At 36.3% G+C, this 23658-nt stretch carries 22 protein-coding genes and 2 pseudogenes; 16 read left to right on the top strand and 8 right to left on the bottom strand.

The genetic code is table 11. The features are described 5' to 3' along the window. Positions 1–111 precede the first annotated feature (111 nt). Positions 112–522 (top strand): annotated as a pseudogene (locus tag EKG35_RS13100) (transposase); the annotation flags it as partial. An 80-nt stretch (positions 523–602) separates the two neighbouring features. Here the strand turns inward: EKG35_RS13100 and EKG35_RS13095 are convergent. The 3 genes from EKG35_RS13095 to EKG35_RS13085 form a co-directional block, all read right to left on the bottom strand. Beyond that, positions 603–791, bottom strand: coding sequence for a hypothetical protein (locus tag EKG35_RS13095; RefSeq protein WP_126294922.1), 189 nt, complete (start codon positions 789–791; stop codon positions 603–605). Positions 792–793: 2 nt separating this feature from the next. After that, positions 794–1234: an Hsp20/alpha crystallin family protein gene (locus EKG35_RS13090; protein ID WP_126294921.1), complete on the bottom strand. Its 441-nt coding sequence runs from the start codon at positions 1232–1234 to the stop codon at positions 794–796. Positions 1235–1360: 126 nt separating this feature from the next. Then, complete coding sequence (locus EKG35_RS13085; protein WP_126294920.1) at positions 1361–1570, bottom strand: hypothetical protein; 210 nt, start codon at positions 1568–1570, stop codon at positions 1361–1363. A 341-nt stretch (positions 1571–1911) separates the two neighbouring features. On the opposite strand from EKG35_RS13085, the pseudogene EKG35_RS13080 reads away from it, so the two are divergent. After that, a pseudogene (locus EKG35_RS13080) lies at positions 1912–3250 on the top strand (IS3 family transposase). Positions 3251–3447: 197 nt separating this feature from the next. On the opposite strand, the gene EKG35_RS13075 reads toward EKG35_RS13080, so the two are convergent. The 5 genes from EKG35_RS13075 to EKG35_RS13055 form a co-directional block, all read right to left on the bottom strand. Beyond that, a complete protein-coding gene (locus tag EKG35_RS13075) occupies positions 3448–4551 on the bottom strand; it encodes a Ger(x)C family spore germination protein (RefSeq protein WP_126294918.1) in 1104 nt (367 codons plus the stop codon). Further along, positions 4538–5668, bottom strand: a complete 1131-nt coding sequence (locus EKG35_RS13070) for a GerAB/ArcD/ProY family transporter (protein WP_246020362.1) — start codon at positions 5666–5668, stop codon at positions 4538–4540. Before EKG35_RS13070 ends, EKG35_RS13075 begins: the two co-directional genes overlap by 14 nt. A gap of 4 nt (positions 5669–5672) precedes the next feature. Continuing rightward, positions 5673–7148: a spore germination protein gene (locus EKG35_RS13065; RefSeq protein ID WP_126294916.1), complete on the bottom strand. Its 1476-nt coding sequence runs from the start codon at positions 7146–7148 to the stop codon at positions 5673–5675. Between the two features lie 619 nt (positions 7149–7767). Further along, positions 7768–8706 carry an amidohydrolase family protein gene (locus EKG35_RS13060; RefSeq protein ID WP_126294915.1) on the bottom strand — a complete coding sequence of 313 codons (939 nt, stop codon included), beginning with the start codon at positions 8704–8706 and terminating at the stop codon, positions 7768–7770. Between the two features lie 35 nt (positions 8707–8741). Beyond that, complete coding sequence (locus EKG35_RS13055) at positions 8742–9521, bottom strand: IclR family transcriptional regulator (RefSeq protein WP_126294913.1); 780 nt, start codon at positions 9519–9521, stop codon at positions 8742–8744. A gap of 283 nt (positions 9522–9804) precedes the next feature. Between EKG35_RS13055 and EKG35_RS13050 the strand changes: the two genes are divergently transcribed. The 14 genes from EKG35_RS13050 to EKG35_RS12985 all read left to right on the top strand — a co-directional run bounded on the left by EKG35_RS13050 (position 9805) and on the right by EKG35_RS12985 (position 23654). Further along, complete coding sequence (locus tag EKG35_RS13050; protein WP_126294912.1) at positions 9805–11268, top strand: aldehyde dehydrogenase; 1464 nt, start codon at positions 9805–9807, stop codon at positions 11266–11268. A gap of 14 nt (positions 11269–11282) precedes the next feature. After that, on the top strand, positions 11283–12059 hold the full coding sequence (locus tag EKG35_RS13045) for a 2-keto-4-pentenoate hydratase (RefSeq protein ID WP_126294910.1): 777 nt from the start codon (positions 11283–11285) through the stop codon (positions 12057–12059). A gap of 26 nt (positions 12060–12085) precedes the next feature. Next, positions 12086–12970, top strand: coding sequence for an acetaldehyde dehydrogenase (acetylating) (locus tag EKG35_RS13040; protein ID WP_126294909.1), 885 nt, complete (start codon positions 12086–12088; stop codon positions 12968–12970). A 207-nt stretch (positions 12971–13177) separates the two neighbouring features. After that, entirely contained in the window at positions 13178–14203 is a 1026-nt protein-coding gene (gene dmpG / locus EKG35_RS13035; RefSeq protein ID WP_126294908.1) for a 4-hydroxy-2-oxovalerate aldolase, read from the top strand. Further along, a complete protein-coding gene (locus EKG35_RS13030) occupies positions 14193–14981 on the top strand; it encodes a 2-keto-4-pentenoate hydratase (protein WP_126294907.1) in 789 nt (262 codons plus the stop codon). The genes dmpG and EKG35_RS13030 overlap by 11 nt, the downstream gene beginning before the upstream one ends. Before the next feature lie 12 nt (positions 14982–14993). Then, positions 14994–15185, top strand: a complete 192-nt coding sequence (locus EKG35_RS13025) for a 4-oxalocrotonate tautomerase (RefSeq protein ID WP_126294905.1) — start codon at positions 14994–14996, stop codon at positions 15183–15185. Positions 15186–15213: 28 nt separating this feature from the next. Continuing rightward, positions 15214–16062 carry a DODA-type extradiol aromatic ring-opening family dioxygenase gene (locus EKG35_RS13020; protein ID WP_126294903.1) on the top strand — a complete coding sequence of 283 codons (849 nt, stop codon included), beginning with the start codon at positions 15214–15216 and terminating at the stop codon, positions 16060–16062. A 431-nt stretch (positions 16063–16493) separates the two neighbouring features. After that, complete coding sequence (gene pobA, locus EKG35_RS13015) at positions 16494–17690, top strand: 4-hydroxybenzoate 3-monooxygenase (protein WP_126294924.1); 1197 nt, start codon at positions 16494–16496, stop codon at positions 17688–17690. Positions 17691–17782: 92 nt separating this feature from the next. After that, complete coding sequence (locus EKG35_RS13010) at positions 17783–18985, top strand: ABC transporter substrate-binding protein (protein WP_126294902.1); 1203 nt, start codon at positions 17783–17785, stop codon at positions 18983–18985. Between the two features lie 251 nt (positions 18986–19236). Beyond that, positions 19237–20100, top strand: a complete 864-nt coding sequence (locus tag EKG35_RS13005) for a branched-chain amino acid ABC transporter permease (protein ID WP_126294900.1) — start codon at positions 19237–19239, stop codon at positions 20098–20100. Next, positions 20097–21089, top strand: a complete 993-nt coding sequence (locus EKG35_RS13000; protein WP_126294899.1) for a branched-chain amino acid ABC transporter permease — start codon at positions 20097–20099, stop codon at positions 21087–21089. The genes EKG35_RS13005 and EKG35_RS13000 overlap by 4 nt, the downstream gene beginning before the upstream one ends. Next, positions 21086–21841: an ABC transporter ATP-binding protein gene (locus EKG35_RS12995; RefSeq protein WP_126294897.1), complete on the top strand. Its 756-nt coding sequence runs from the start codon at positions 21086–21088 to the stop codon at positions 21839–21841. The genes EKG35_RS13000 and EKG35_RS12995 overlap by 4 nt, the downstream gene beginning before the upstream one ends. Then, positions 21834–22538, top strand: a complete 705-nt coding sequence (locus EKG35_RS12990) for an ABC transporter ATP-binding protein (protein ID WP_126294896.1) — start codon at positions 21834–21836, stop codon at positions 22536–22538. Before EKG35_RS12995 ends, EKG35_RS12990 begins: the two co-directional genes overlap by 8 nt. A gap of 372 nt (positions 22539–22910) precedes the next feature. Beyond that, positions 22911–23654: an IclR family transcriptional regulator gene (locus EKG35_RS12985; RefSeq protein ID WP_126294895.1), complete on the top strand. Its 744-nt coding sequence runs from the start codon at positions 22911–22913 to the stop codon at positions 23652–23654. Positions 23655–23658 lie beyond the last annotated feature (4 nt).

Here is a 23658-nt window from a genome sequence, read left to right as displayed (position 1 = left end):
CTTATACGGGACAGAGCTTCCGTTTAGCCAATGCGTTGTCGAGAAAACAGTAAAAATATTGGGTGGCAACACTCTGTATTTTTCATTGCAATTCTCTGCATTTTTATCTTGCAAAATACAACATATACATGCCCTAATCAGAAACGTCTTGAATTTCGTTATCATTCTGTTCGTAATGACCAAACAGGCTTCCAACGGAAATTCAAAATCTACGAGTGCGAAGACTGTTCGGGTTGCCCATTCCGTTCATCATGTACAAAAGCAAAGGAAGGCAACAATCGGAAACTAATGGTGAATGAAAAATGGGAACAGCAAAAAGAATATGTAACAGCGAAGCTTTCAGAAGAGAAAACGAGTGCCATCTATCGAAAACGTAAAACCGATGTGGAACCAGTTTTTGAATCCTTGAAGGCTAATTTGCGTTTCACTCGATTTTCTGTACGGGGAAAACCGAAGGTAGAAAACGAAATGGGCCTCGCGTTAATGGCCGTGAATTTAAGAAAATTCACGACCAACAACTAAGGTAATAGAAGATTTTCACAGGCGAAAAGAGAGAAAGGTGAATTTGAGCATGCTCAAATTCACCTTCTTACTATTCGAAGCTAGTTATGTCCCAGCCTCTGGTAGGAATTTTTAATATTATTAGTCAGCTCATTTAAAATAATTTTTTTCTTTCCCTGAGGTAAATGGCAGCTTAAAATTAGCAAATCAACTAGGTCAGGTTGTTCCTCAGCAATTTCCTGCAAGTAATCCCTGCCAAACTCTTTCATAACAGGTAGCAAACTGCTCATTTTTAATGGAAATCCACATCAATTCTCTTTTTATTTGTTTGAGTTTGTTTAGGCATGATAACTTCTAGTACACCATTCTTATAAGAAGCCTTTATACCTTCCTCAGAAACAGGAGTTGGTAGTGTAATAGCTCTTTGAAAGCTACCTGTGTATCTTTCTCTCCTATGCATATTCTCTTCTTTAATCTCATTAGTTCTGTTAATTGAGCCACTAATTCTCAATACATTATTTTCAATATCAATGTTTACATCTTCTTTACTCTGTAAGCCTGGAATGTCACAAGTTGCAACTACCTCTTTATCTGTTTCATGAACATCCACTCTTATATTCCCCAATTGATTCATTTCATTGTCTAAATGAAAAGGGAAATCATTGAATAATCTGTCAAAATCTCTCCTAATGTTAGTTAATTGTCTAAATGGATCATAAGGTATTAATGCCATTTGTATCATCTCCTTAGTTATTTTTAACAAATATATCTTTTACATTTTACTATGTAATTATTCATTTAAGGGATAAGCTGAGTCAGTTTTAGAAAAGCATCCTATTACAGAAAAAGGAGAGCCTAATTAGCTCTCCTCAGTGTCATTAGTTTTAACCTCATATCCAAATAGCTGTGACCTTTCATCAGGTATCCATTTTCCATCTCTAATCCTGCTCAAGCCCTGATACAAAGAGCCTCCTATAATATTCTCTAACCATTTGGAGCATTTAGTCATAGTATCAAAATCATGTAAGTATACTCCATTTTTATACAGTGAATACTTTTTATGTTGCATACGAACACCTCCTTTGATTGATACATGTATCGTACCAGGAGGTGCTGCGTGTTTATATGCGTTGTTTGAATGGGGGCTTACATTGTTTATTCATTTTGTAGTGTAATTTTTTGGTTTAATTTCAATTATCACCCTTTTGTATAAATGGAAGTTTTCACTAGTTCTTCAAATAAGTCAGTAGAAATAGGTGAAAACCATTGTTCAAATGATGTTTTTCGTGTAAACTTATCCATGCTTATATCCTTTATTTTGGATTTGGATAGGTTACTACCACCAAACCATTATAAAGGCTTTTTTTATGCAATTGGTAAGTTACAGAAAATTCAATTTATAAGGGTGCGATTAATTATTTTAATGCGACACTAGTGACTATTGATGAACAAAAATTACTTAAGAAAAATCCTTATGTGAAGACTGTTAGTGAAAAAGGAATTACATATACTGATGAATTTAAATCAGTGGCCATTAAAGAGTATGAAAACGGGAAAAGTCCAAGAGAAATATTTGAGGAATCCGGATTTGATATTGAGATTGTTGGCATTGAACGTGCGAGCTCGTCATTAAAAAGATGGCGCAAAGCTTATAAAGAAAACGGTGTGGCTGGACTTGAGGATGCACGTAAATACTATTCAGGACGACCACTTGAACGCGAATTAAGTTTTGAAGAAAAGTTTGCTAGATTAGAGGCACAAAATGCATTATTACGTGCAGAAAATGAATTATTAAAAAAGATCGATTTAGCAGAAAGGATGCTGGTGAAGAAAAGAAGAACTAAGGGCAGAACAGAAATTTCAACTGATCCACACTGTCATCAAAAAATATAAATTAAAACGAATGGTACGTTATCTTTGCGAGTTAGTAGGGGTCTCTCGTTCAGGATATTATCGTTATTTTCAGAAGAAGCAGAGACAAAAAGACAAACACGTCATCAAGAAGATGAAGAGATGAAAGAAGTTATTTTAAAGGCATTTCATTTCCGCCGCCGGAAGAAAGGCGCACGTCAAATTAAAATGACTTTAGAAAATCAGTTTCAAATTACATATAACCTAAAACGAATTCGCCGTATTATGAAAAAGTTTGATATTGTTTGTCCAATTCGAAAAGCGAATCCTTATCGAAGAATGGCAAAAGCAACAAAAGAACACAGAACATTACCGAACCTATTGAATCGTGAATTTAAGCAAGGTGTTGTTGGGAAGGTATTATTAACAGACATTACATATTTAAGTTATGGAAAAGGGAAACGCTTATTTATCTACCATTAAAGACGCCGAAACCAATGAAATTCTAGCATATGAAGTGTCTGACAAAATAACATTAGCTATCGCTCTAAATACGGTCAAGAAATTAAAGAGGAATGGTAGAAAATTAGCTAAGGGTGCATACATCCATTCAGATCAAGCAGTCCATTATACTAGCCCCCAATTCCAAAAGCTTGTGAAGAAAATGGGATTAAGTCAGTCTATGTCAAGGCGTGGAAACTGTTGGGATAATGCCCCACAGGAATCGTTTTTTGGGCATTTTAAAGATGAAACCGACTTAAAATCGTGTGAAACATTAGAACATGTAAAACTAGAAATAAAGAGTTATATGACCTACTATAACCATTATCGTGGTCAATGGAACTTAAAAAAGATGACGCCTGCACAATACAGACATCATCTTCTTCAAGTTGCCTAGCTTTTTTTAAAATGTCCTTTACAAAGGGTACACTTTATTTTTGGAGGAAAGCCAGGCTTTTGTGATGAAATCATGGTCATTTCCATAGTTTTCGACCACAACGCTCGCTTGTGTTATTGTATAATTATGACAGAATTTACACAATGCTATAGATTCTAAGGCATTTGTTTACGTTATGGGTTATTCGATAGGAAAAATTAAAGGTTTGGCCTTTTTGAATTTGCATCCGTCAAAGGATCGATATTAATATTGTATTTTATTTTAATGTTCATCTTCTCAAACATTTCAATCCATTTTTTTTCTTCCATTGGTTTTGAGAATGGTCTTTTTGTTTGTATGCCAAGCTGTAATGGATCCACTTTCAATTCTTGCATCTTTTTAACTAGTTCATGTGTTTGTTTTTCAAGATGGGTTTCGATATCTTTTTTCATATTTTCTAACTGCTTTGGGTCAAATAATTGCTTCTCTCCCCGGTATTCCTCAATCCTAGTGTCTATATTCACGGTATAGGTCATTGTAGAATAACTGCTATCGATATCTACTATTACTTTAGATCTAACATGACCCAGTACAATTTCAAATTTTTGAATCGGTAAAACAACTAAGTAGTGATCGTTGTTTATCAGCTGGAAGATACGATCATCTAAAGATGAAATAGTTTCAACTAGCTTGTCATCTTTAAACAAGGCTGTACCTTCATAGTTGAGCCCATCCTCTTCTAGTTTGAATACAGGCAAAAAAGGATCTGAATAAGGAGTATAGAGCAAATTTTTAAATTGATGAAGATTAACGACAGTTAATTCTCCTTGGTTTTTTTCCTCATAATGCTTCAGCATACGGTAAAACGAGTAATCAAAGTTTTCATCTTTGTCCAATTGACTTTCCAAGTATTCATCAAAATTTCCTTTTACGATTACTAAATAGATTCTCGGAGAAATATCCGGATCAGTCAATAATACATTTATAATGGACATAATCCCGTCTCTTCCAAGTTCATCACTAATTACCAGCATCCGCATTTGTCCGGATTTAATTTCCTGGTAGAAGTTTAAATTGTACTTCTGTACTCCCTCCTTTAATAAGCTGACTTCTTGCGACATAACAAACTTCTTTTCTTTACTTAGAGGAGGCATAATTGTACTGACTGTTAATTTCCCTTTATCCCCCTTACTAATTGCCAAAAAGGTAACGGGAGAAATTTCTTCAATAAGGTTGTTTTCAGTAAAAGGGGCACAGCCAGATAACCAAAAAGTCATAAAAAGGAGTATCAATCTTTTACATATCTTTTTATGTAGACGCATGTTTTTTAACCCCCTCTTTTTTCATTACTAAAACAATAACAAGAGGAACAAGAAAATAGCTTATGCTTCCAGCTATAATTTGGAGATTAAGTAAAAAGTTCTGCTTCTCCTCAGACTTCCAAAATAATTCATTCATAAGAACCATTCCGATAAAAATAAGGAAAACATTGGATAATAAACCTTTTCCACTGGTTGGCTTGCTCATTTTACCAAAAGCTATTTTAGATGCTCCATAAAACAATAGTAAAAATAGAGAAACTGCAAAAACTAGGTTAAATAATTCAAAGGAAAGCATGATCATATCAATTCGTTCAAACACTGGGTTTTGAAAATAACGGGACATATTAATAATTGGATATTGAGTTTTACTTAAATAATTGGAACCGAAAAAAAATAGGGATGCTATAAATAGGAATACATACTCTACAACGGTGAGAGCGTTGCCGTAAGACAAATAGCGAAAGGTTTTATTGTTTGTTTTAAGCCATGGTCCCAAAAATACCAGAAATTCTGGACCAGAATAGGAAGACAAAATTAAAAAAAAGGCTTTCCAATTTTCTACTTTCCACTCCATTGGAATAAGCGGATACAAATCACTGAGTTGAGCTATTGGGGGAAAGAAGAAAAAAACGAAAAATGTGATCATCGAAAATGTACAGAAAAAAGAAATCAACACAAAACGAATGGTATGTTCAACGCCCTTACCTGCGACATAAAAACAGAACAACAAAATAAAAAAGACAAGAAAATTTGTATCTGTTGATGGAAGCATAAATGTTTGAACAATTTGGCTGAATCCTAAGGTTATGACGGAAAGTTTAAGCAGAATAAAGAACAACCCGATGAAAGAGAGAAATCGTACCAATTTTTTTCCAAACATTTGGACAAATCCATTATATCCATTGCTAGATAAACGGGTTAAAAGCCACTTCGATAAAAGAAGAAGGTTTAGTTGGGATAATATCCCGACAGCTATAAGCACCCAAATCATATATGAATGGATCAAGATATTTGGCATAATCAGAAAAAAGTAAAGCATTTGGAGGCGATTTACCAACAACATGGCATAGAGCCCATTATAGGTTTCATTCTTTTTAAATAATTGGTAAGTTCCCATCAAGTCATCTCCTAGTTTTATATCTCTTCAGTTTTAGAGGTTTAAGATGCTCTGGACGCTCCAACATCTTGGTTAATGGCCCTCGAATGAATAAGTCTATCCAATCCTTTCTAAAGAAAGGGGAAACTGGTGAAAAATAGGGTTGCTTGATTGAAGACAAGCTATTAAGATGGGCTAAAATAGCAATGCTTCCTAGTGCAATCCCAATTATCCCAAGTAAAGAAGAAAAAACTAGAAGCATCAATTGAATTAATGAATTTGCTTTTGTCATAAGGTAGTTGGGAATAAGAAAGGAAGCTATCGTCGAGATCCCAACCATGACAATTAATACTTTGCTAGCGAATCCAGCCTCAACAGCCGCTTGACCAATCACAATACCACCAATAACCCCAAGTGTTTGACCTGTTTTTGTAGGCATTCTTAAACTTGCTTCTTTTATGATTTCAATAAAAATTAACATGATAAATGCTTCCCAAAAAGGAGTAAAAGGAAGCTTGCTCCTTGATTCGACCAAGACCAGAAGTGTTTGCATAGGAATCATTTGATAGTGATGAGTTGTCAATGCCACATAGATAGGAATCAATGAGACTGACAGAAGAAAACAGACATATCGGATGATGCGCAAAAAACTGGCAACTACCCATCGATTAATATAGTCCTCGGGTGATTGGAACAAATGGAAAAAAGTAATGGGTGCAACAAGAGCAAATGGTGTATTGTCTACCAGAAGGGTGATCTTTCCTAATCCCAGAGAATAAGCAACTACATCAGGCCGGTCAGTTTGCTGAAACTGAGGAAAAATACTGTTTTGATTTTCCTCCATGAATGCCGCAACTTGAGAGGAGTCAAAGAAGAGATCAAAATTAATTTCAGAAATCTTCTCTTTGACTGTTGAAACAAAATCTGGATTAGTCAATCCCTCTATGTACATTAAAACAACACTTGTCTCACTCATAGAACCGACAGTAAACTTCTCTGCTTTCAGTTCATGTATGGGGAGTCGTCTTCGAATAAGCGTAATATTTTGTTCTACTTGTTCACTAAAGCTGTCTTTTGCTCCGAACATTATGGTTTCTGTTTCAGATGTTTCAATGGCACGTCCAATAGGATTTTGTAATGGCACAGCTAACCAAAGGTTTTGCGAAGAATCAAATAACAAAATGGACCCTGAAAACAACTGTTTTTTTGCCTCTATAAAAATAGGAATGGGAATAATTGAGGAATTCACAATGCAATCTTGAATAGACGGTTTGGAACAATTAGTTAAAGGTTTTATAATGCTTTCATTCAATTTTTCTTGGTCAATGAGAGTTCGTATGTAAACAAGATGAATTTTTCGAATATCGGAAATGTCAATTTCCACAAATTCTGCATCATCCATTTGAACGAGGCTTTTTTTCAGAGCTTCTACCGATAATTCTGATTCAGTTATTGATTGAGCAACAAGCTTATTTTCAATTTGTTTTTTTTTCCAAAACATGTACATCGCACCCCTCTTATTGAGAAAAAACATTTCTAGTCGTACTTAAAAATTCCTTATTCATACATATTATTAGCAATTTAATTTAAAGTATACAAAACACGTAGAGGTACATAACGATCCAAGAAGAACAAAGGCAATCCATAATAGATAGGCCTTCTTCATCTTAAAGATTGTTATAATAAAGAAGTGTCAGAAGCTAACTGTAGCTTTGGATGCTCTTTTTTGTCCAAAACACGAATCTTACTAACCAGGGAGTTAATTTTAGAGATGAATAACAAAGATATAGCGAAGATTCTAAAACAATTTAAGTTGGATAAGAGTGTGTGCGAATTTTTTCTGAGAGGCATCAAGAATATCATGTATTTTCTAACAAAAAATTCTCATACTGTGGTCAAAGAGGAGAAGTTGATGTTTTAGTAACTTTGCCTTTCGCTACAGAGTAACTTCCTGCGGGAATAGCGTGTGCCTTGAGACCCCGCAGGAGCCTTAAAGGAACAAAGCCTAAGAGCGCCACTTCCATGTGGCAACGGCTTCGTGACCAACATCGTGTTGGCCCGAGGAGGCTCAAGCCACGCCCGCGGAAAGCGTCCGTCTGTAGCGGAGATTGAATAATGCTTTACTTAAACAACAAAGACTCCACACCTTCATAACTGCTTAGCTTCGGTGGCCAAACACTTAAGTCAAATGGAAAATCAGACCCTGGAACGACTCGATCTTCTCCAACACATTTGATAAGGAAATCAATACTATCCTCATTCCAAAGAACATTATCATACCAGAAACGTTTTAAATATTCAGATGGATGCGCTTTCAAATTGGATGATACAAGGTTCCATTGATCAAAGCCTTTGTCTATTCTACCGATTTGATATGGAAGGAAGCCTCCACCATGGGCAAATAATATTTTCACATCTGGATATTTATCGATTAATCCACTTAACAGGATATCTGCTGCACAAATGGTCGTCTCCCAAGGTACCCCGATTAAGTTCGGCAACATTCTTCTTTTTAATCTTGGATCTTCACATAGTAATGGATGAATAAAAAGGACTGCCTTCAGTCGATTTGCCTCTTCAAAAAAAGGTGTGAAAAATTCATCTGATAGCATATGATCTGCTAAACCTGGACCAATGATGACGCCTTTCAGACCAAGATTCATAACTTGTTGCAGCATTTGAGCAGCTTTGTCTGGATCATTCAATGGAACCGTTCCGAGTGCTGAAAGGGTTGTAGGTGAAGAAGCTGCCCATTCAGCAAGTGATTGATTATAAACCTCTGAAATTTCACTTGTAATTTCTATAGGAAAATCATACATAAACAGCTGTGGAATCGGTGAAACCACTGAATGTGAGACATTAGCTTCTGCTTGTTGGGCCATGTAAAGTTTACTGTCGATAAAAGATTTTTTTAATTCAAATCCCCATTTTTCATTGACTACTAGGAGGGGATCCTTGTTTTCCTCTTTATGAACCCATTGAGCATGAACAGCCTCTTTATTATCCTTGAGCCAAGATAGAACATTTTCAGGTATAAAGTGTGTATGAAGATCGTACAAATCGATTTCCCCCTTTTTAAGCTTCTATATTTGTTCTATTTCCAATACCCCATTCGACTCGAAATTTCATCAGCTGCATGAATCACTCTTTTAGCCAAGTTGTTTAATCGCTGATACTGAATTCGCTGTTTCGGGCCAACCATTGATAGAGCAGCAATAACTCTTCCGCGATAATCATAAACGGGAGCTGCAATGGAGTGTACCCCTTCGTTATACTCTTCATAGCTATAAGCGAAACCATTGTGTCTGATTTCCTTTATATGCTCTATCAATTTTTTAGGATCTGTTATCGTTTTTTTTGTGTATTGCTTTAAACCTTTTTTGATTACTTTATCTAAAAGCTCTTGATCTTTGCTAAATGCTAGAAACACTTTCCCTGAACTAGTGCAGTAAAGCGGGTTGCGCCTGCCAACATGGGTTAAAACTCTAACGGGATGATTGCATTCAACCTTTTGCAGATATACCACTTCTAAATTATCAATGATAGAAATGTGAGAAGTCTCTCCAGCGGTTTCTACCAATTTATTAATGATGGGCATTGATTCTCGGTAAACGTCCATATTGCTATTTACGATTCCACTTAGAGAAAGAATGGAGTAGCCTAAACGATATTTTTTTGTTTCTGGATCTTTATAGACAAAACCTTCGCTTGCTAAAGTTGACATTGTTCTACTTACTGTACTCTTATTTAAACCAAGCGCTTCAGCGAGATCTCCTATCTTCTTTTCAGGTTCGTCCATTGTAAAACTTTTTAAGATTCGAAGAGCATTTTTAACAGTGGATAGTTGATTCAAATCTTCCTTCTCAAAGCTCATAAAATTCCCTCCTTCATTTGATAGTCAATCAATTGTTATATTGAGGAAAATATAGCAAATAAAAAAATTCTTGGAAAGTCACTTTTTATAAAATTCTAACTTTTCATTTTTCTCATTCAATGGAATTGCTTGTTATTACTTGATTTGTAAGTAAATCAAAAAGTTTCAAAAAATTTGTAGTTGTTGCAAATAGAGCAACAAGGACGTTGAAGATGCAATTAACAACAATTAACATAAAATTATGAAAATTTTAAACTATTTTTTAATTGGGAGGAATTGTAGTATGCAACTAGAAACAAAAGTAAAAGCAATTGATTGTTTACATTTCATAAACGGACAATTTGTAGAATCTCAAAACAAAAAAACCTTTGAAAATATTAATCCAGCTACAGAAGAAGTATTAGGAACAGTTTCTGAGGGTGGCAAGGAAGAAGTAGATTACGCAGTGGCTGCTGCAAAGAGGGCTTTAAATGGTTCTTGGAAAAAAATGACGCTTGTAGAACGCTCAAAAATCCTTCGACGAATTGGCGATCTTATTTTAGAAAGACAAGAGGCACTTGCACTTTTAGAATCATTAGATACTGGAAAACCAGTTTCTTTAGCTAATAAAATTGATGTTCCTCGTGCAGCATACAACTTCCATTTCTTTGCAGATTATATGATATCTGTCGGTACTGACGCTTATCAGCAGGATGATCAAGCAATTCATTATGCTTACCGTCGTCCTGTAGGTGTTGTAGGAATTATCAAACCATGGAATCTACCATTACTTTTATTAACGTGGAAATTAGCACCTGCTTTAGCAATGGGGAATACTGTGGTTATTAAACCAGCAGAATGGACTCCGATGACAGCAACTGTATTAATGGAAATTTGTAAGGACGCAGGTGTTCCAGATGGAGTAGTCAATTTAGTTCATGGTTTTGGTCCAAATTCTGCCGGGGCTGCAATTTCGGAGCATCCAGATGTAGATGCCATTTCATTTATAGGTGAACCGAGCACAGGAACGGCGATTATGAAATCTGCCGCGAACACTCTGAAGAAACTTTCCTATGAATTAGGTGGGAAAAATCCAAACATTATTTTTGCTGATTCAGACTTAGATGATGTCATTGATACAACAATCAAATCTAGCTTTATTAACCAAGGTGAAGTTTGTCTCTGCGGTTCACGCATTTACGTAGAACGACCAATTTATGAAGAATTTGTCCAAAGATTTGCAGAAAGAGTAAGAGAATTAAAAGTAGGAGATCCACTTGAAAAAGGTACTGATGTTGGTGCATTAGTTTCTAAAGAACATTATGAACGAGTGAATAGCTATATCGACATTGCGAAAAATGATGGAGCGACAATTGTTACAGGTGGAAAACGTCCTGAAGGTTTAACTAAGGGGTATTTCCTTGAACCTACAATTCTTACAGGCTTAGATCGCAATTCAAGATGTGTAAGGGAAGAAATTTTTGGACCTGTCGTAACAATAACTCCATTTGATATGGAAGAAGAAGTGATTATGCAGGCAAATGACACTCATTACGGATTAAGTGCAACGATATGGACGAACGATTTAAAACGTGCTCACCGTGTTGCTCATCAAATTGAGGCAGGAATTACTTGGGTAAATACTTGGTTCTTGCGTGATCTACGTACTCCATTTGGTGGCATGAAGCATAGCGGAATTGGACGTACAGGTGGCATGCATAGCATTGATTTCTATTCAGAACTTTCTAATATCACAATCAAGCTATAAAAGGGGGGAACAAAATGACTACTAAAATTAAAGATTACGCCGATCAGCTTGCTGCGGCAGAAGCAACAAGAATCGGTATTGCTCCATTAAGCGAAATGGATGATAAGCTAACAGTGAATGATGCCTATTCGATTCAACTCGAAAACATTCACCGTAAGCTAGAACAAGGACATAAAATCGTAGGGAAGAAAATTGGTTTAACTTCTTTAGCGATGCAAACATTACTTGGAGTAAATGAGCCTGACTACGGCCATCTGTTAGATTGCATGGTTGTTGAAAATGGCGGTAGGGTCTCCATAGAAAAGACTCTTCAGCCGAAAGTTGAAGCTGAGATTGCCTTTGTCTTGAAAAAAGACCTTCAAGGGCCAAATGTTACGACACTGGATGTTTTACAAGCAACTGAATATATTGTCCCTGCATTAGAAATTGTTGATAGTAGAATTACAGATTGGAAGATTAAGTTAACTGATACAGTCGCAGATAATGCATCATCTGGATTTTATGTACTGGGTGGTAAGCCGACGAAAATTGAAGATATCGATCTTGAATTAATAGGAATGGTGTTTAGTAAAAATGGTGAAGTCGTAAATACAGGTGTCGGTGCAGCAGCATTAGGAAACCCTGCAAGCTGTGTTGCTTGGCTAGCAAATCGACTATCCGATTTTGATATTTCTTTAAAAGCGGGTGAAGTTATTTTATCGGGCGCACTTTCAGCAGCGATTGAAGCAAAGAAAGGTGACTTCTTTACTGCAAGATTCGCTCATCTTGGGCAAGTAAGTGTTCAATTTTAACATTAAGGAAAGGAGAGTAGAACACGATGGCAAAAGTAAAGGTTGCTATATTAGGGTCAGGAAATATTGGAACAGATTTAATGTATAAATTAGGTAGATCTGAGGTACTTGAATTAACAACAGTAATTGGTATTGACCCAGATTCAGAAGGTTTGAAAAGAGCGAAGGAACTAGGATATGTAACAATCGATACAGGAATTGAAGGATTTTTGGAGAGGGCAGAACTTGCTGATATTGTTTTTGACGCAACAAGTGCAAAAGCTCATATTCGACACGCAAAATTACTAAAAGAGGCTGGAAAACAGGTGCTTGATTTAACACCTGCAGCTGTCGGCCCATTTGTAGTTCCAACTGTAAACCTAGATGAACATTTAGATGCTGACAATATTAATTTAATAACGTGCGGTGGTCAAGCAACGATTCCAATGGTTCATGCAATTAATCGAGTACAATCTGTTGAGTATGCAGAAATAGTGGCGACGATTTCAAGTAAGAGTGCGGGTCCAGGTACACGTGCAAATATTGATGAATTTACGCAAACAACCTCACGTGGGATTGAACTTATTGGTGGAGCGAAAAAAGGGAAGGCAATTATTATTTTAAACCCTGCTGAACCTCCAATCATTATGAGAGACACAATTCATGCCATGGTTGAAGGCGCTTACATTAATCAACAAGAAATAACAGCTTCTATTAAAGAGATGGAACAAGAAGTGAAATCATATGTTCCAGGTTATCGACTCAGACAAGAACCAATCTTTGATGGTAATCAAATTACAATCTTAATCGAAGTAGAAGGTGCAGGAGATTATTTACCTAAATACTCAGGCAACTTGGATATTATGACTGCTGCTTCTGTTAAAGTCGCAGAAGAATGGGCAAAAAATAGAATCACTAAACTTACTGTTTAACTTCATTGAGCAGAAGTCTCCACTTCTATAAGTGGTGAGAAGAATGCAAAAGTTATATCGATTCAGTAGAGGTACAAACCCCGACTGAATGAAGTTAAAGCCTCTGGCAGATGCCACATATTTTTTAAAGGTAATTTATCGAGCGAGCTCGATAAAATCTGGGTGCAAATACGCCAAGGCGCATTTGATTAGAAAGGAGATATACAGATGACAAATGAAAGAGATGTGTTAATCACTGAAGTGGCATTACGTGATGGAAGCCATGCCATTAGACATCAATTTACAGTAAAGCAAGTTACTGACGTTGCAAAAGCATTAGATGAAGCAAATGTACCTTTTATCGAAGTTTCTCATGGTGATGGACTTGGGGGTTCTTCTTTACAATATGGGTTTTCACTAACAAACGAATTGGAACTAATTGAAGCAGCAGCTTCAGTTGTTAAGCAAGCGAAAATTGCTGTGCTGCTTTTACCTGGAATTGGTACGATGCCCGATTTAAAACAGGCAGCTAAGTTAGGTGCAAAAATGGCTAGAATAGCAACCCATGTAACAGAAGCAGATGTATCACCACAGCACATCGCATTAGCGAAGGATCTTGGTCTTGAAACAGTTGGCTTCCTCATGATGTCTCATATGGCGCCAACGGAAAAATTAGTAGAACAAGCGAAATTAATGGAAAGTTACGGTGCAGACACAGTTTATGTTGTAGATTCTGCCGGTGCTTTATTGCCGTACCAAGTGAAAGAAAGAATACGAGCATTAAAAGATTCTTTAAAAATAAATGTTGGTTTCCATGCGCATAACAACCTGTCTCTTGCAATGGCAAATACCCTTGTAGCTATCGAAGAAGGTGCGACCCGCATTGATGGAAGCATTCGATGCTTAGGAGCTGGTGCTGGAAATACACAAACTGAGGTGCTAGTTGCAGTATTAGATAAACTAGGAATTAAAACAGGAATTGATATTTATAAAATGATGGATATTGCGGAAGAATTAGTGGCACCGATTTTAGAAAAACCACAAGAGATTACGAAAGACAGTCTTGTTCTAGGCTACGCAGGTGTATATTCAAGCTTTTTACTACATGCGCAAAAGGCGGCACAACGTTTTGGTATTGATTCTCGGGATATCTTACTTGAACTTGGGAATCGAAAAGTAGTTGGCGGACAGGAAGATATGATTATGGATGTAGCCGCAGAAATTTCAAATAGGGGGCTTGTTCATGAGCACTAAAATCTATAAAAATATAGCTGACTACTTAGTTGCAGCGGAAGTCGAGAAGCGTGAAGTATTAAAAGTTACAGCTGAATTGAAGCCAGACCTAACTGTTGAAGAGGCTTACCTCGTTCAACAAGAACTTGTTAGAACGAAGCTTGAAGAAGGTAGACGAATCGTTGGTCCAAAAATGGGATTAACAAGTAAAGCGAAAATGAAACAAATGGGTGTGGAAGAACCAATTTACGGATACGTATTTGACTATATGTTAATCCACAATGGTGGAAAGGTTCCATTTCATGATTTAATTCACCCTAAAGTTGAAGCTGAAATCGTATTCTTAATTGGGGAAGATATCGAAGGCCCTGGAATTACCGGAGCACAGGTACTTGCGAAAACTCAAGCAGTTCTACCAGCATTAGAAATTATCGATAGTAGATACGAAAACTTTAATTTTACATTACCTGATGTTGTAGCTGATAATGCATCCACTTCCAGGGTTGTGTTTGGTACAACATTAAAATCACCAGAACAATTTGAATTAGATCTAGTTGGTGCAACACTTTCAATTAACGGAGAGATTAAAGATTTAGGTGCTGGGGCAGCAGTTTTAGGTCATCCAGCAAATGCAATTGCGATGCTAGCAAATATGCTTGCAAAAAAAGGGGAAAAAATACGTAAAGGTGATGTTATTTTATCGGGAGCCCTTACTGGTGCTGTCATGCTTAATGTTGGGGATTATGTAAGCGGGAAATTTGATGGTCTAGGAGAGGTTACATTTACGGTAATCGAATAAGGGGGAATCGGAATGCCAATCGTTCAACTTCAAATTTTACAAGGAAGATCTGAAGAGAAAATAGCAGAAGTGATTGAAAACGTGACGAATACAATCTCAGAAACATTAGATGCCCCAAAGGAGAGTATCCGTGTCATTGTAACTGAGATTCCTAAAACGCATTGGGGAAGAGCTGGAATACCTATGTCTAAAGTTCAACAATAAAAAAATTCTAAGGGATGGGGGATTTTTTATGACAATTGAATTGTGTATGTTGTTGCCACATGTACCGAGTTTATGTTACGAGGATCAAGTTCCAGAATTTCAAAAGGATATGGCAAATGCCATGAAGGAATTAGGAAAAGAGCTTTCAAATAATAAACCAGATGTCATTGTACTAGTTTCATGTCATTGGCCATCTACATTCTTTCACTATGTAGATGCTACGCCAGTTCATAAGGGAATATTAATTGCAACAGAAGCTCCCGACCTTATTAGAGACGTTCCATACTGCTATCCAGGTGACAACGAATTAGCATTGGAATTAGTGAAATCTGGTGAGGATTTAGGACTCCAAGTAAAAGCAGTAAATGATCCGTATTTTGTTTGGGATTATGGCAGTGTCGTTCCATTGCGCTACATTGTACCTAACGAAGATATTCCAGTTATCAATCTATCTGTTACATTAGCTGCAAGTTTAGAAGAAACTTATACGTGGGGGCAGCAAATAGCCAAGGTTTTACGTAATACGGATAAAAGAGTCGTGTTTATTTCTAGTGGTGCTTTGTCACATAATCTAGTACGTGGTAGACATAACAAGCCAACAGTTACAGAGCACTCGATGGATAAACAATTCGTAGAGTTTGTAATGAATAAAGATTACGAATCTGCTTATAATATGCTTCCAGAATATGCTCGGTTTGCTAAAGTCGAGTCTGGAGGACGTCATTTAGCAATGCTGTTCAGTATGATCGATAAAGATTTTGAACCGGTGTATCTAGCAGATGGCCAATCATCAGGTAGTTGGAATGTATTAATCACATTTGGCAATAAAGAACTTGTAACTGTAAATGCAGTAGAAGCGAGTGAGCATGTTAAATAATAAGTTAGCAACAAAAAATACTGTATTTACTTATGTTTCTATCAGAAAGAAGTTTGAGTAATCGAGCCCCTTGAGTCGCTTTACATCCTGTTGCTAAGGCAAAAAGCCCCTTCTTGTCGGAGGTTCCGCCGCACATGGATGTGCAAGTGCCGACATTGCCACAGGACGTGGCGGTATGTCGGCTAGAGCTTTTCAGGGCAAAGCGGGGCCTTGCGCTTTTCTGATTGAATTAGATAAAAAAATTTAACTTGTTGCATATAGTGCAACACCTATGTTGAAGATGCTGGTAAATAGTGTGAATATAATAATTAGAATATTCTAATAATAGTTCGTTGTTATAGAAGAGTAAGATTTTTATAAATCAGTAAAATGAAAGTGTTTTAGTTTGTTAATCAACGAGGAGTATTAATTAAATGATAGGAGAAAATACAATGCAAACACAGGTAGGTATTATTGGTGCTGGCCCAGCTGGACTTATGCTATCACATTTACTACATTTGCAAGGAATTGAATCCATCATCTTAGAAACAAAATCACAAGCTCAAGTTGAAAGTAGGATTCGTGCAGGTGTGTTAGAACAAGGTACTGTAGATTTACTAAAGTCTACAGGCATAGGTGAAAGAATGATGAAAGAAGGCTTCGTACATGAAGGCATAGTAATACAGTTTAATGGTAAACGACATCGTCTCAATTTCAAAGAACTTACTGGTGGCAAGGAAATAATGGTTTATTCACAACATGAAGTAGTGAAGGATTTACTTGAAGCCAGACTGAATGCTGGTGGTAAAGTTTTGTTCGAAGTTAAAGATGTGAGCTTACACCAAATTGAAACGAATTCACCGGTCATTCGATTTATGCATGAAGGAGAACTACAAGAACTACATTGTGATTTTATAGCAGGATGCGACGGATTTCATGGACCAAGTAGACAAGCTATACCAGTAACAATCCGCCAAGAAAAACAAGAAATATATCCTTTTGGTTGGTTAGGAATATTGGCAAAAACTCCTCCAGCAAATAATGAATTAATCTATGCCACACATGAAAGAGGTTTTGCTCTTCTTAGTACAAGAACGCCAGAAATTCAACGCTATTACTTACAAGTTGATCCAAATGATTCAATCTCAGATTGGTCAGACGAGCGCATCTGGGAGGAGCTTCAATTACGTGTCGAAACAAACGATGGTTGGAAACTAGAAGAGGGACCCATCATTCAGAAAAGTATCGTTTCAATGCGAAGTTTTGTTTGTGAAACTATGCAATATGGCCGTTTATTCCTTGCTGGTGATGCTGCACACATCGTACCTCCAACAGGAGCAAAAGGATTAAATTTAGCAATTGGAGATGTTCAAGTTCTAGCAGAGGGATTAAAACAATTTTACAGGAATGCTAGTGATAGACTCTTAGGCGATTATTCTGAAATATGTTTAAAGCGAATATGGAAAGCTCAAAGATTCTCAAAATTAATGACAGAACTTCTACACAGAAACAAGGAGCACAGTCCTTTTGAGTACAGTATTCAGCTTGCAGATTTAGATTATATCACCTCATCACGAGCAGCTGCAGAAAGCCTTGCAGAAAACTATGTAGGATTGCCGGTCCAGTTTCCGAAATATGAACTTGTCTAATTAAATGTTCTAGGGATTATATAAAAGCTTAGGGGAAATAAAATTTGTCTTTGTAAAAAATTCAATATTTTGGAACTAAAGGGGAGAACCAAATGCGAAAAACAAAGTGGAAGTTTATAGGTGTAATGTTGCTTATAGTTGTGATGATTCTTTCAGCATGTGGTAATTCTGGAGAAAGTGGCGATGCTGCTTCTCAAGATAAAATAAAAATAGGATTTATTCTTTCGGATTCGGGTACATTTGCACCGCTATCTGAAAATATTAAAAATGGCTTCAAACTCTATTTAGAACAGAATGACAACAAACTTGGCGGCAGGGAAGTTGAATTAATCTTTGAAGATGATGAAGCAAATCCACAAGTTGCATTAAGAAAATATAAAAACTTGGTAGGGAGTGAGAAAGTTAATTTCCTTGTTGGACCTATTTCATCAAGTGTTGTCTACGCACTTCGTGATGAAGTAGAAAAAGATAAAGTTATATTAATTGATGCTAATGCTGCGGGGAACGACCTTTCTTGGGATCTACGAAGTGATTATGTGATTCGAACTTCTTTCTCTAACTGGCAAAATGGAAGCAGCGCAGGATCTTATATAGCAAATAATATTGGGAAAACTGCGATGGTAATCGCACCAGATTATCCAGCAGGGCAAGAGGTTGCAAGTGCGTTTAAAGAATCATTTGAAGCTTCAGGTGGGAAAGTTGTCAAAGAAGTTTATCCAAAATTAGGCACAAATGATTTTGCTACTTATTTGACAGATGTTTCTCAAACAAATCCAGATGTAGTATATGCCTTCTTTACTGGTAGTGATGGTATTCGATTTGTACAACAATATAATGACTTTGGACTAAAAGGAAAAATACCATTAACTGGTCCTATGGAGTTTGGAGATTTGTTAATTGTTGAACCATCAGGAGATTCTGCAGAAGGTATTGTTTCTGGAATTATTTATTCTCCATGGATAGATAATGAGGAAAACAAACAATTTGTAGAAGCTTACCAAAAAATGTATAACAAACTTCCAAATACTTTCTCTGTACAAGGGTATGACTCGGCTTTAATCATTGATAAAGCAATTAAGGAAGCTGGAAGTGTTGATACTGAGGAGTTGGTAAAAGTATTAAAAGGTATTTCATTTGATAGTCCACGCGGTCCAATTACAATTGATCCGAAAACAAATAATCCAATTCAAAATTTCTATATTGTAGAAAATGTGAAAAAGGATGGTCAAGTAGTTCCAGAAGTAATTGAGACAATTGAAAATGTGACAATGCCTGAAACAAATCCGGCAAAGTAGTAAATAAATTTTGTAGGAATTTAGTGATAAAGTGAAACTTCGATCAGTGGGGGAGTTCTGATACACAGGACGTGGGTTATGCAGATGTTGGGACAGGATATGGCGTTTTTAGTCTGCAACCAATCAAGGTGTTAGCGTCCGTTAACTCTCATCTATCTTCTTATTTCTTTTGAAGCTTGAGGTGGTAGTCTTACGGACAGTTACACCGGGATAAATTCCTACCAATTTATTTAAGGAAGTGGGGGAGATATATGTCTATCTACATCGTTCAATTATTAACAGGGGTAGCATATGGAATGCTGTATTTTATGATTGCAGCAGGATTAACAATTATTTTGGGGGTAATGAATGTTGTTAATCTAGCTCATGGGGCATTCTTTTTGCTTGGAACTTATTTTGCGTTTACTTTCATGAGTTTACATTTGAATTTCTGGTTAGCACTATTGTTGGCAGTCATTGTTACTGCAATTCTAGGAATTATTATAGAAAAGTTATTAATTAATAAATTATATGGAAAAGAACTCGAGCAAGTTCTTCTAACATTTGGTTTGACATTTGTTATTGCAGATTGTGCAAAATGGATTTGGGGTACAGAAATGCAAACAATTGCAGTACCTGAGCTATTAAATTCTTCTATAACAATTGGAGAGATGGTGTTTCCAGCATATCGTCTTTTTGTAGTCCTTGTTGGTTGTATTCTTGCTGTTATACTTTGGTATCTTGAAAGTAGAACACGTGTAGGAGCAATTATTCGTGCGGGTGTAGATGATCGGGCAATGGTTGCAGCTCTAGGCATCAATGTTCGTCTTGTTTTTACAGGTGTTTTTGCTTTTGGAGCTGGGCTGGCAGGCCTTAGTGGAGTTTTAGGTGGGCCATTAATCGGCATGTATACAGGGATGGATTCTGATATTCTCGTAACATCGCTAATTGTCGTGGTTATTGGAGGACTCGGTTCTTGGAAAGGTAGTTTCGTTGGTGCAATATTAATTGGATTAATCGAAACATTAGGTAAAATTTGGTTCCCATCACTGTCCATGCTAATTGTATTTTTACTTATGGTTGTTGTTCTGATGATCCGACCACAAGGACTTTACGGGAAAGTGGTGTCACAATGAAAAATAATCTATTTATTATTTTAATTTTAATAATATCCGTTTCCGGATTACCATTCTTACTTTCTGGTTTTGGTGTTGATTTGGCCACAGAAATCTATATAATGGCAATTTTTGCAATGAGCTTGGGTTTGCTTATGGGATTTGCTGGTATGGTATCGCTTGGTCACGCAGCATTTTTTGCAATCGGTGCCTATACTGTTGCAATTTTAGGCCAATTTATTAACAATGTGTATATTTTGATATTATCAGCAATCATTATTGCTGGTTTAATAGCTTTACTGACTGGTTCTCTATTCATTCGTACATCAAATTTTTATTTTTTAATGATTACACTTGCTTTTGGTCAATTATTATACGCATTAGCTTGGCAATTAGAAAACTGGACAGGTGGAGCAGATGGAATGAGGGTCTCAGCTACACTGGATTTTGGATTTGGAGAAATCGCCAGTCCTTTAGCTATTTATTATTTAATGGGGATAGCTTTTATCTTTGTTTATATACTGTTAAAGCTCTTTGTAAATTCTCCAGCAGGAAGGATTATAAAGGGGATTATGGAAAATCCGTCTCGTATGGCAGCATTAGGTTATGAAGTTAGAGTTTATAAGCTTTTAGTCTATTCATTAGCAGGTGCATTAGCTGGGTTTGCAGGTTCACTCTATGGTTATTTTAATATGTTTGTCAGTCCTGATTTAACTTATTGGAAATTTTCCGGGGAAGTTATGATTATGGTAATTTTCGGTGGCGTGGGAACACTTATCGGTCCTGTCCTTGGTGCAGGTCTATTTATTATATTGCAAAACTTTATCAGTTCATATACTGAACGTTGGCAATTGATATTAGGTGCAATTTTAGTGCTCCTAGTCCTTGTAGGTAAAGGCGGTATTATCCATTGGTTTGGTTATTTTAAAGAGAAGTTTATTATACGAAAAGGTACAAAAAATGTAGAAACTTCAAAACCAATCGAAGAAGAGAGGGAGGTAATAACATGACTTTACTAAAAGTTGATAACATCAGTAAATCTTTTAATACCCTGCAGGTTTTGCAAAATGTTACTCTAGATGTTCAACCAGGTGAACGACATGTCATCATTGGGCCAAATGGTGCAGGGAAAACAACATTATTTAATTGCATCACAGGCCAATTACCTCTTAATTCGGGTGCTGTTTTTTTAGAAGATGTTGAAATTAGTAAACTTCCTCCTAATAAATTAGTACATCTGGGCATGGCACGGACATTCCAAAAGAATAATTTATTCGGTGATCTAACGGTTAAAGAAAATCTACACTTAGCATTAACCGCTTTAAAGCCTTATCGATATCAACTTTTTAAACCATTATCAAATTATTCCGACCTCAAAAAAGAAACGGAAGAACTGATTGAACAATGGCAAATTTCCGACCGTCAAAATGTAAAAGTAGACAATCTTTCATATGGTGAACAACGATTATTGGAGGTTCTTTTAGCGCTGGCTTCTAAACCAAAAATTTTGCTCCTGGATGAACCGACTTCAGGGATGTCACCGGCTGAAACTGCACAAACATCTGAAATGATTCAAAAACTTCCTAGATCAGTTGCTTTATTAGTAATTGAACATGATATGGATGTTGTATTTGCGATTGCAGACAGAATAACTGTAATCCATCATGGTGAAGTCATTTTAAGTGGAACTCCAGAAGAAGTTCGAAATGATGATACAGTTAGACAAATTTACTTCGGAGGAGGTGCAAAGGCACATGCTTGAGCTTGAAAATGTCCATGCATATTATGGCAATAGTCACATACTCCAAGGAGTATCTTTAGCTGTTCCAACAGGCAAATGTGTTGCCCTTCTTGGTCGAAATGGTGCTGGAAAATCAACTACAATCCATACAATTGCAGGTTTGCATAAATCTCAAAGGGGGAGTATTCGCTTTAAGAGTAAACCAGTAGAATCCCTTACATCCTATCAAATTTCTCGCGAAGGAATTGGGCTTGTGCCACAAGGAAGGCGTATTTTCCCCTCTCTTTCAATACGTGAGAACCTAACGATGGCAGCCCGAAAAAACTTAAAGGGCGATACTAGTGAATGGGATATAGAAAAGGTTTATGAATTATTTCCAGTACTTAAAGAAAGAGAAAAAAATATGGGAACTCAATTATCAGGAGGACAACAGCAAATGCTCGCAATCGGTCGAGCGTTAATGACCGATCCGCAATTTTTGCTTATGGATGAACCTTCTGAAGGATTAGCGCCTGTAATTATAGATCAGATAGGTGACATTGTTGCTAAATTGAAGGAATCAGGATTATCAATTTTAATGGTAGAGCAAAATATTTCACTTGCCTGCCAAGCGGCTGATGAAATACTGATTATGAACAAAGGAACAATTGTATGGAAAGGAACACCTGACGAACTATTGGAAAATGATGAAATTCAGCATAAGTATCTAGGTGTCTAAACATGATTGTTTGTAAACATGCACTGACTATTCCAGTCTATTTTCATAGAACGAGGTTTGAGGACAATTAGTAATTTTCCTTAAACCTCGTTTTATACTTTGATACAAAGGTGTAACAACATTTCCCTCTTAATTTCCACACTTACCTGCAGCTTCAAAAAAAGTTTAGTTAAACTCTACCAAGACTATTAAATTTCCAAAAAAATATAGTTATCATTGAACCGAATACGCATTATAACTCTGTAATTTTCTACTTTATGTGTTGTTTTATGTCGAAAAAAACATTATTGACTTCCTTAGGTAAGTGTTGTAATTTAAAAATAAGTTCTGTATATAAAAACCAGTTCTCTATACAGAACAAGGAGGCATCTGATGACAAATCTTGTTCCATCTATTGAAAAAATGGATGTAATTTTAACTGTAATAGCTGAAAGTAGACAAGGTTTGAGTTTTATGGAAATTGTTCATCAAACAAAGTTGAACAAGAGTACTATTTATTCAATTCTCAATACCTTAGAAAACTTAAACTATATTTCAAAAAACGATAAGAAAAATTATGTAATAGATTATCGTTTAGCTTTTTTAGGCTCTAAGTATTCCGAAAATTCAAAGTATATAGAACTTTTCGACCGGTTTGGCAACGAACTAGTTGAGCAGGTCAATGAAACATGCCAATTATCTATTTTAAAGGGGGGGAATATATGTTATTTGGCAAAAGTAGAATCTAAATCCAATATTCGAATTAAAACAGAGCCAGGACAAATGATTCCTGCTTATGCAACAGCAATGGGGAAGGTTTTATTAAGTGGTCTACCAAATGAGGAGTTATATGAAAGATTAGGAGAACCTCCTTTTAAACCTTTGACAAGGAAGACAGTTCAAACTATGGATGAACTAATCCACCAGATACAATTTGGACAACAAAATGGCTATGTATTGGAAAGAGGGGAGACTGAGGAGGGTTTGTTTTGTATAGCTGCGCCAATATTCAATCATAAAAAAGAAATGATAGCAGCTGTTAGTGTTACCGCTTTAGATGTTTATTATGATTCGAAATCAGAGGTTCTGAAGGAAGCTGTACTTAATTTAGCACGAAACATTTCTTCAAATCTCTAAAAAT

It is taken from the genome of Lysinibacillus telephonicus, from assembly GCF_003966145.1.
Lineage (GTDB): Bacteria > Bacillota > Bacilli > Bacillales_A > Planococcaceae > Ureibacillus > Ureibacillus telephonicus.
This window is presented reverse-complemented; position numbering and strand designations above follow the sequence as displayed.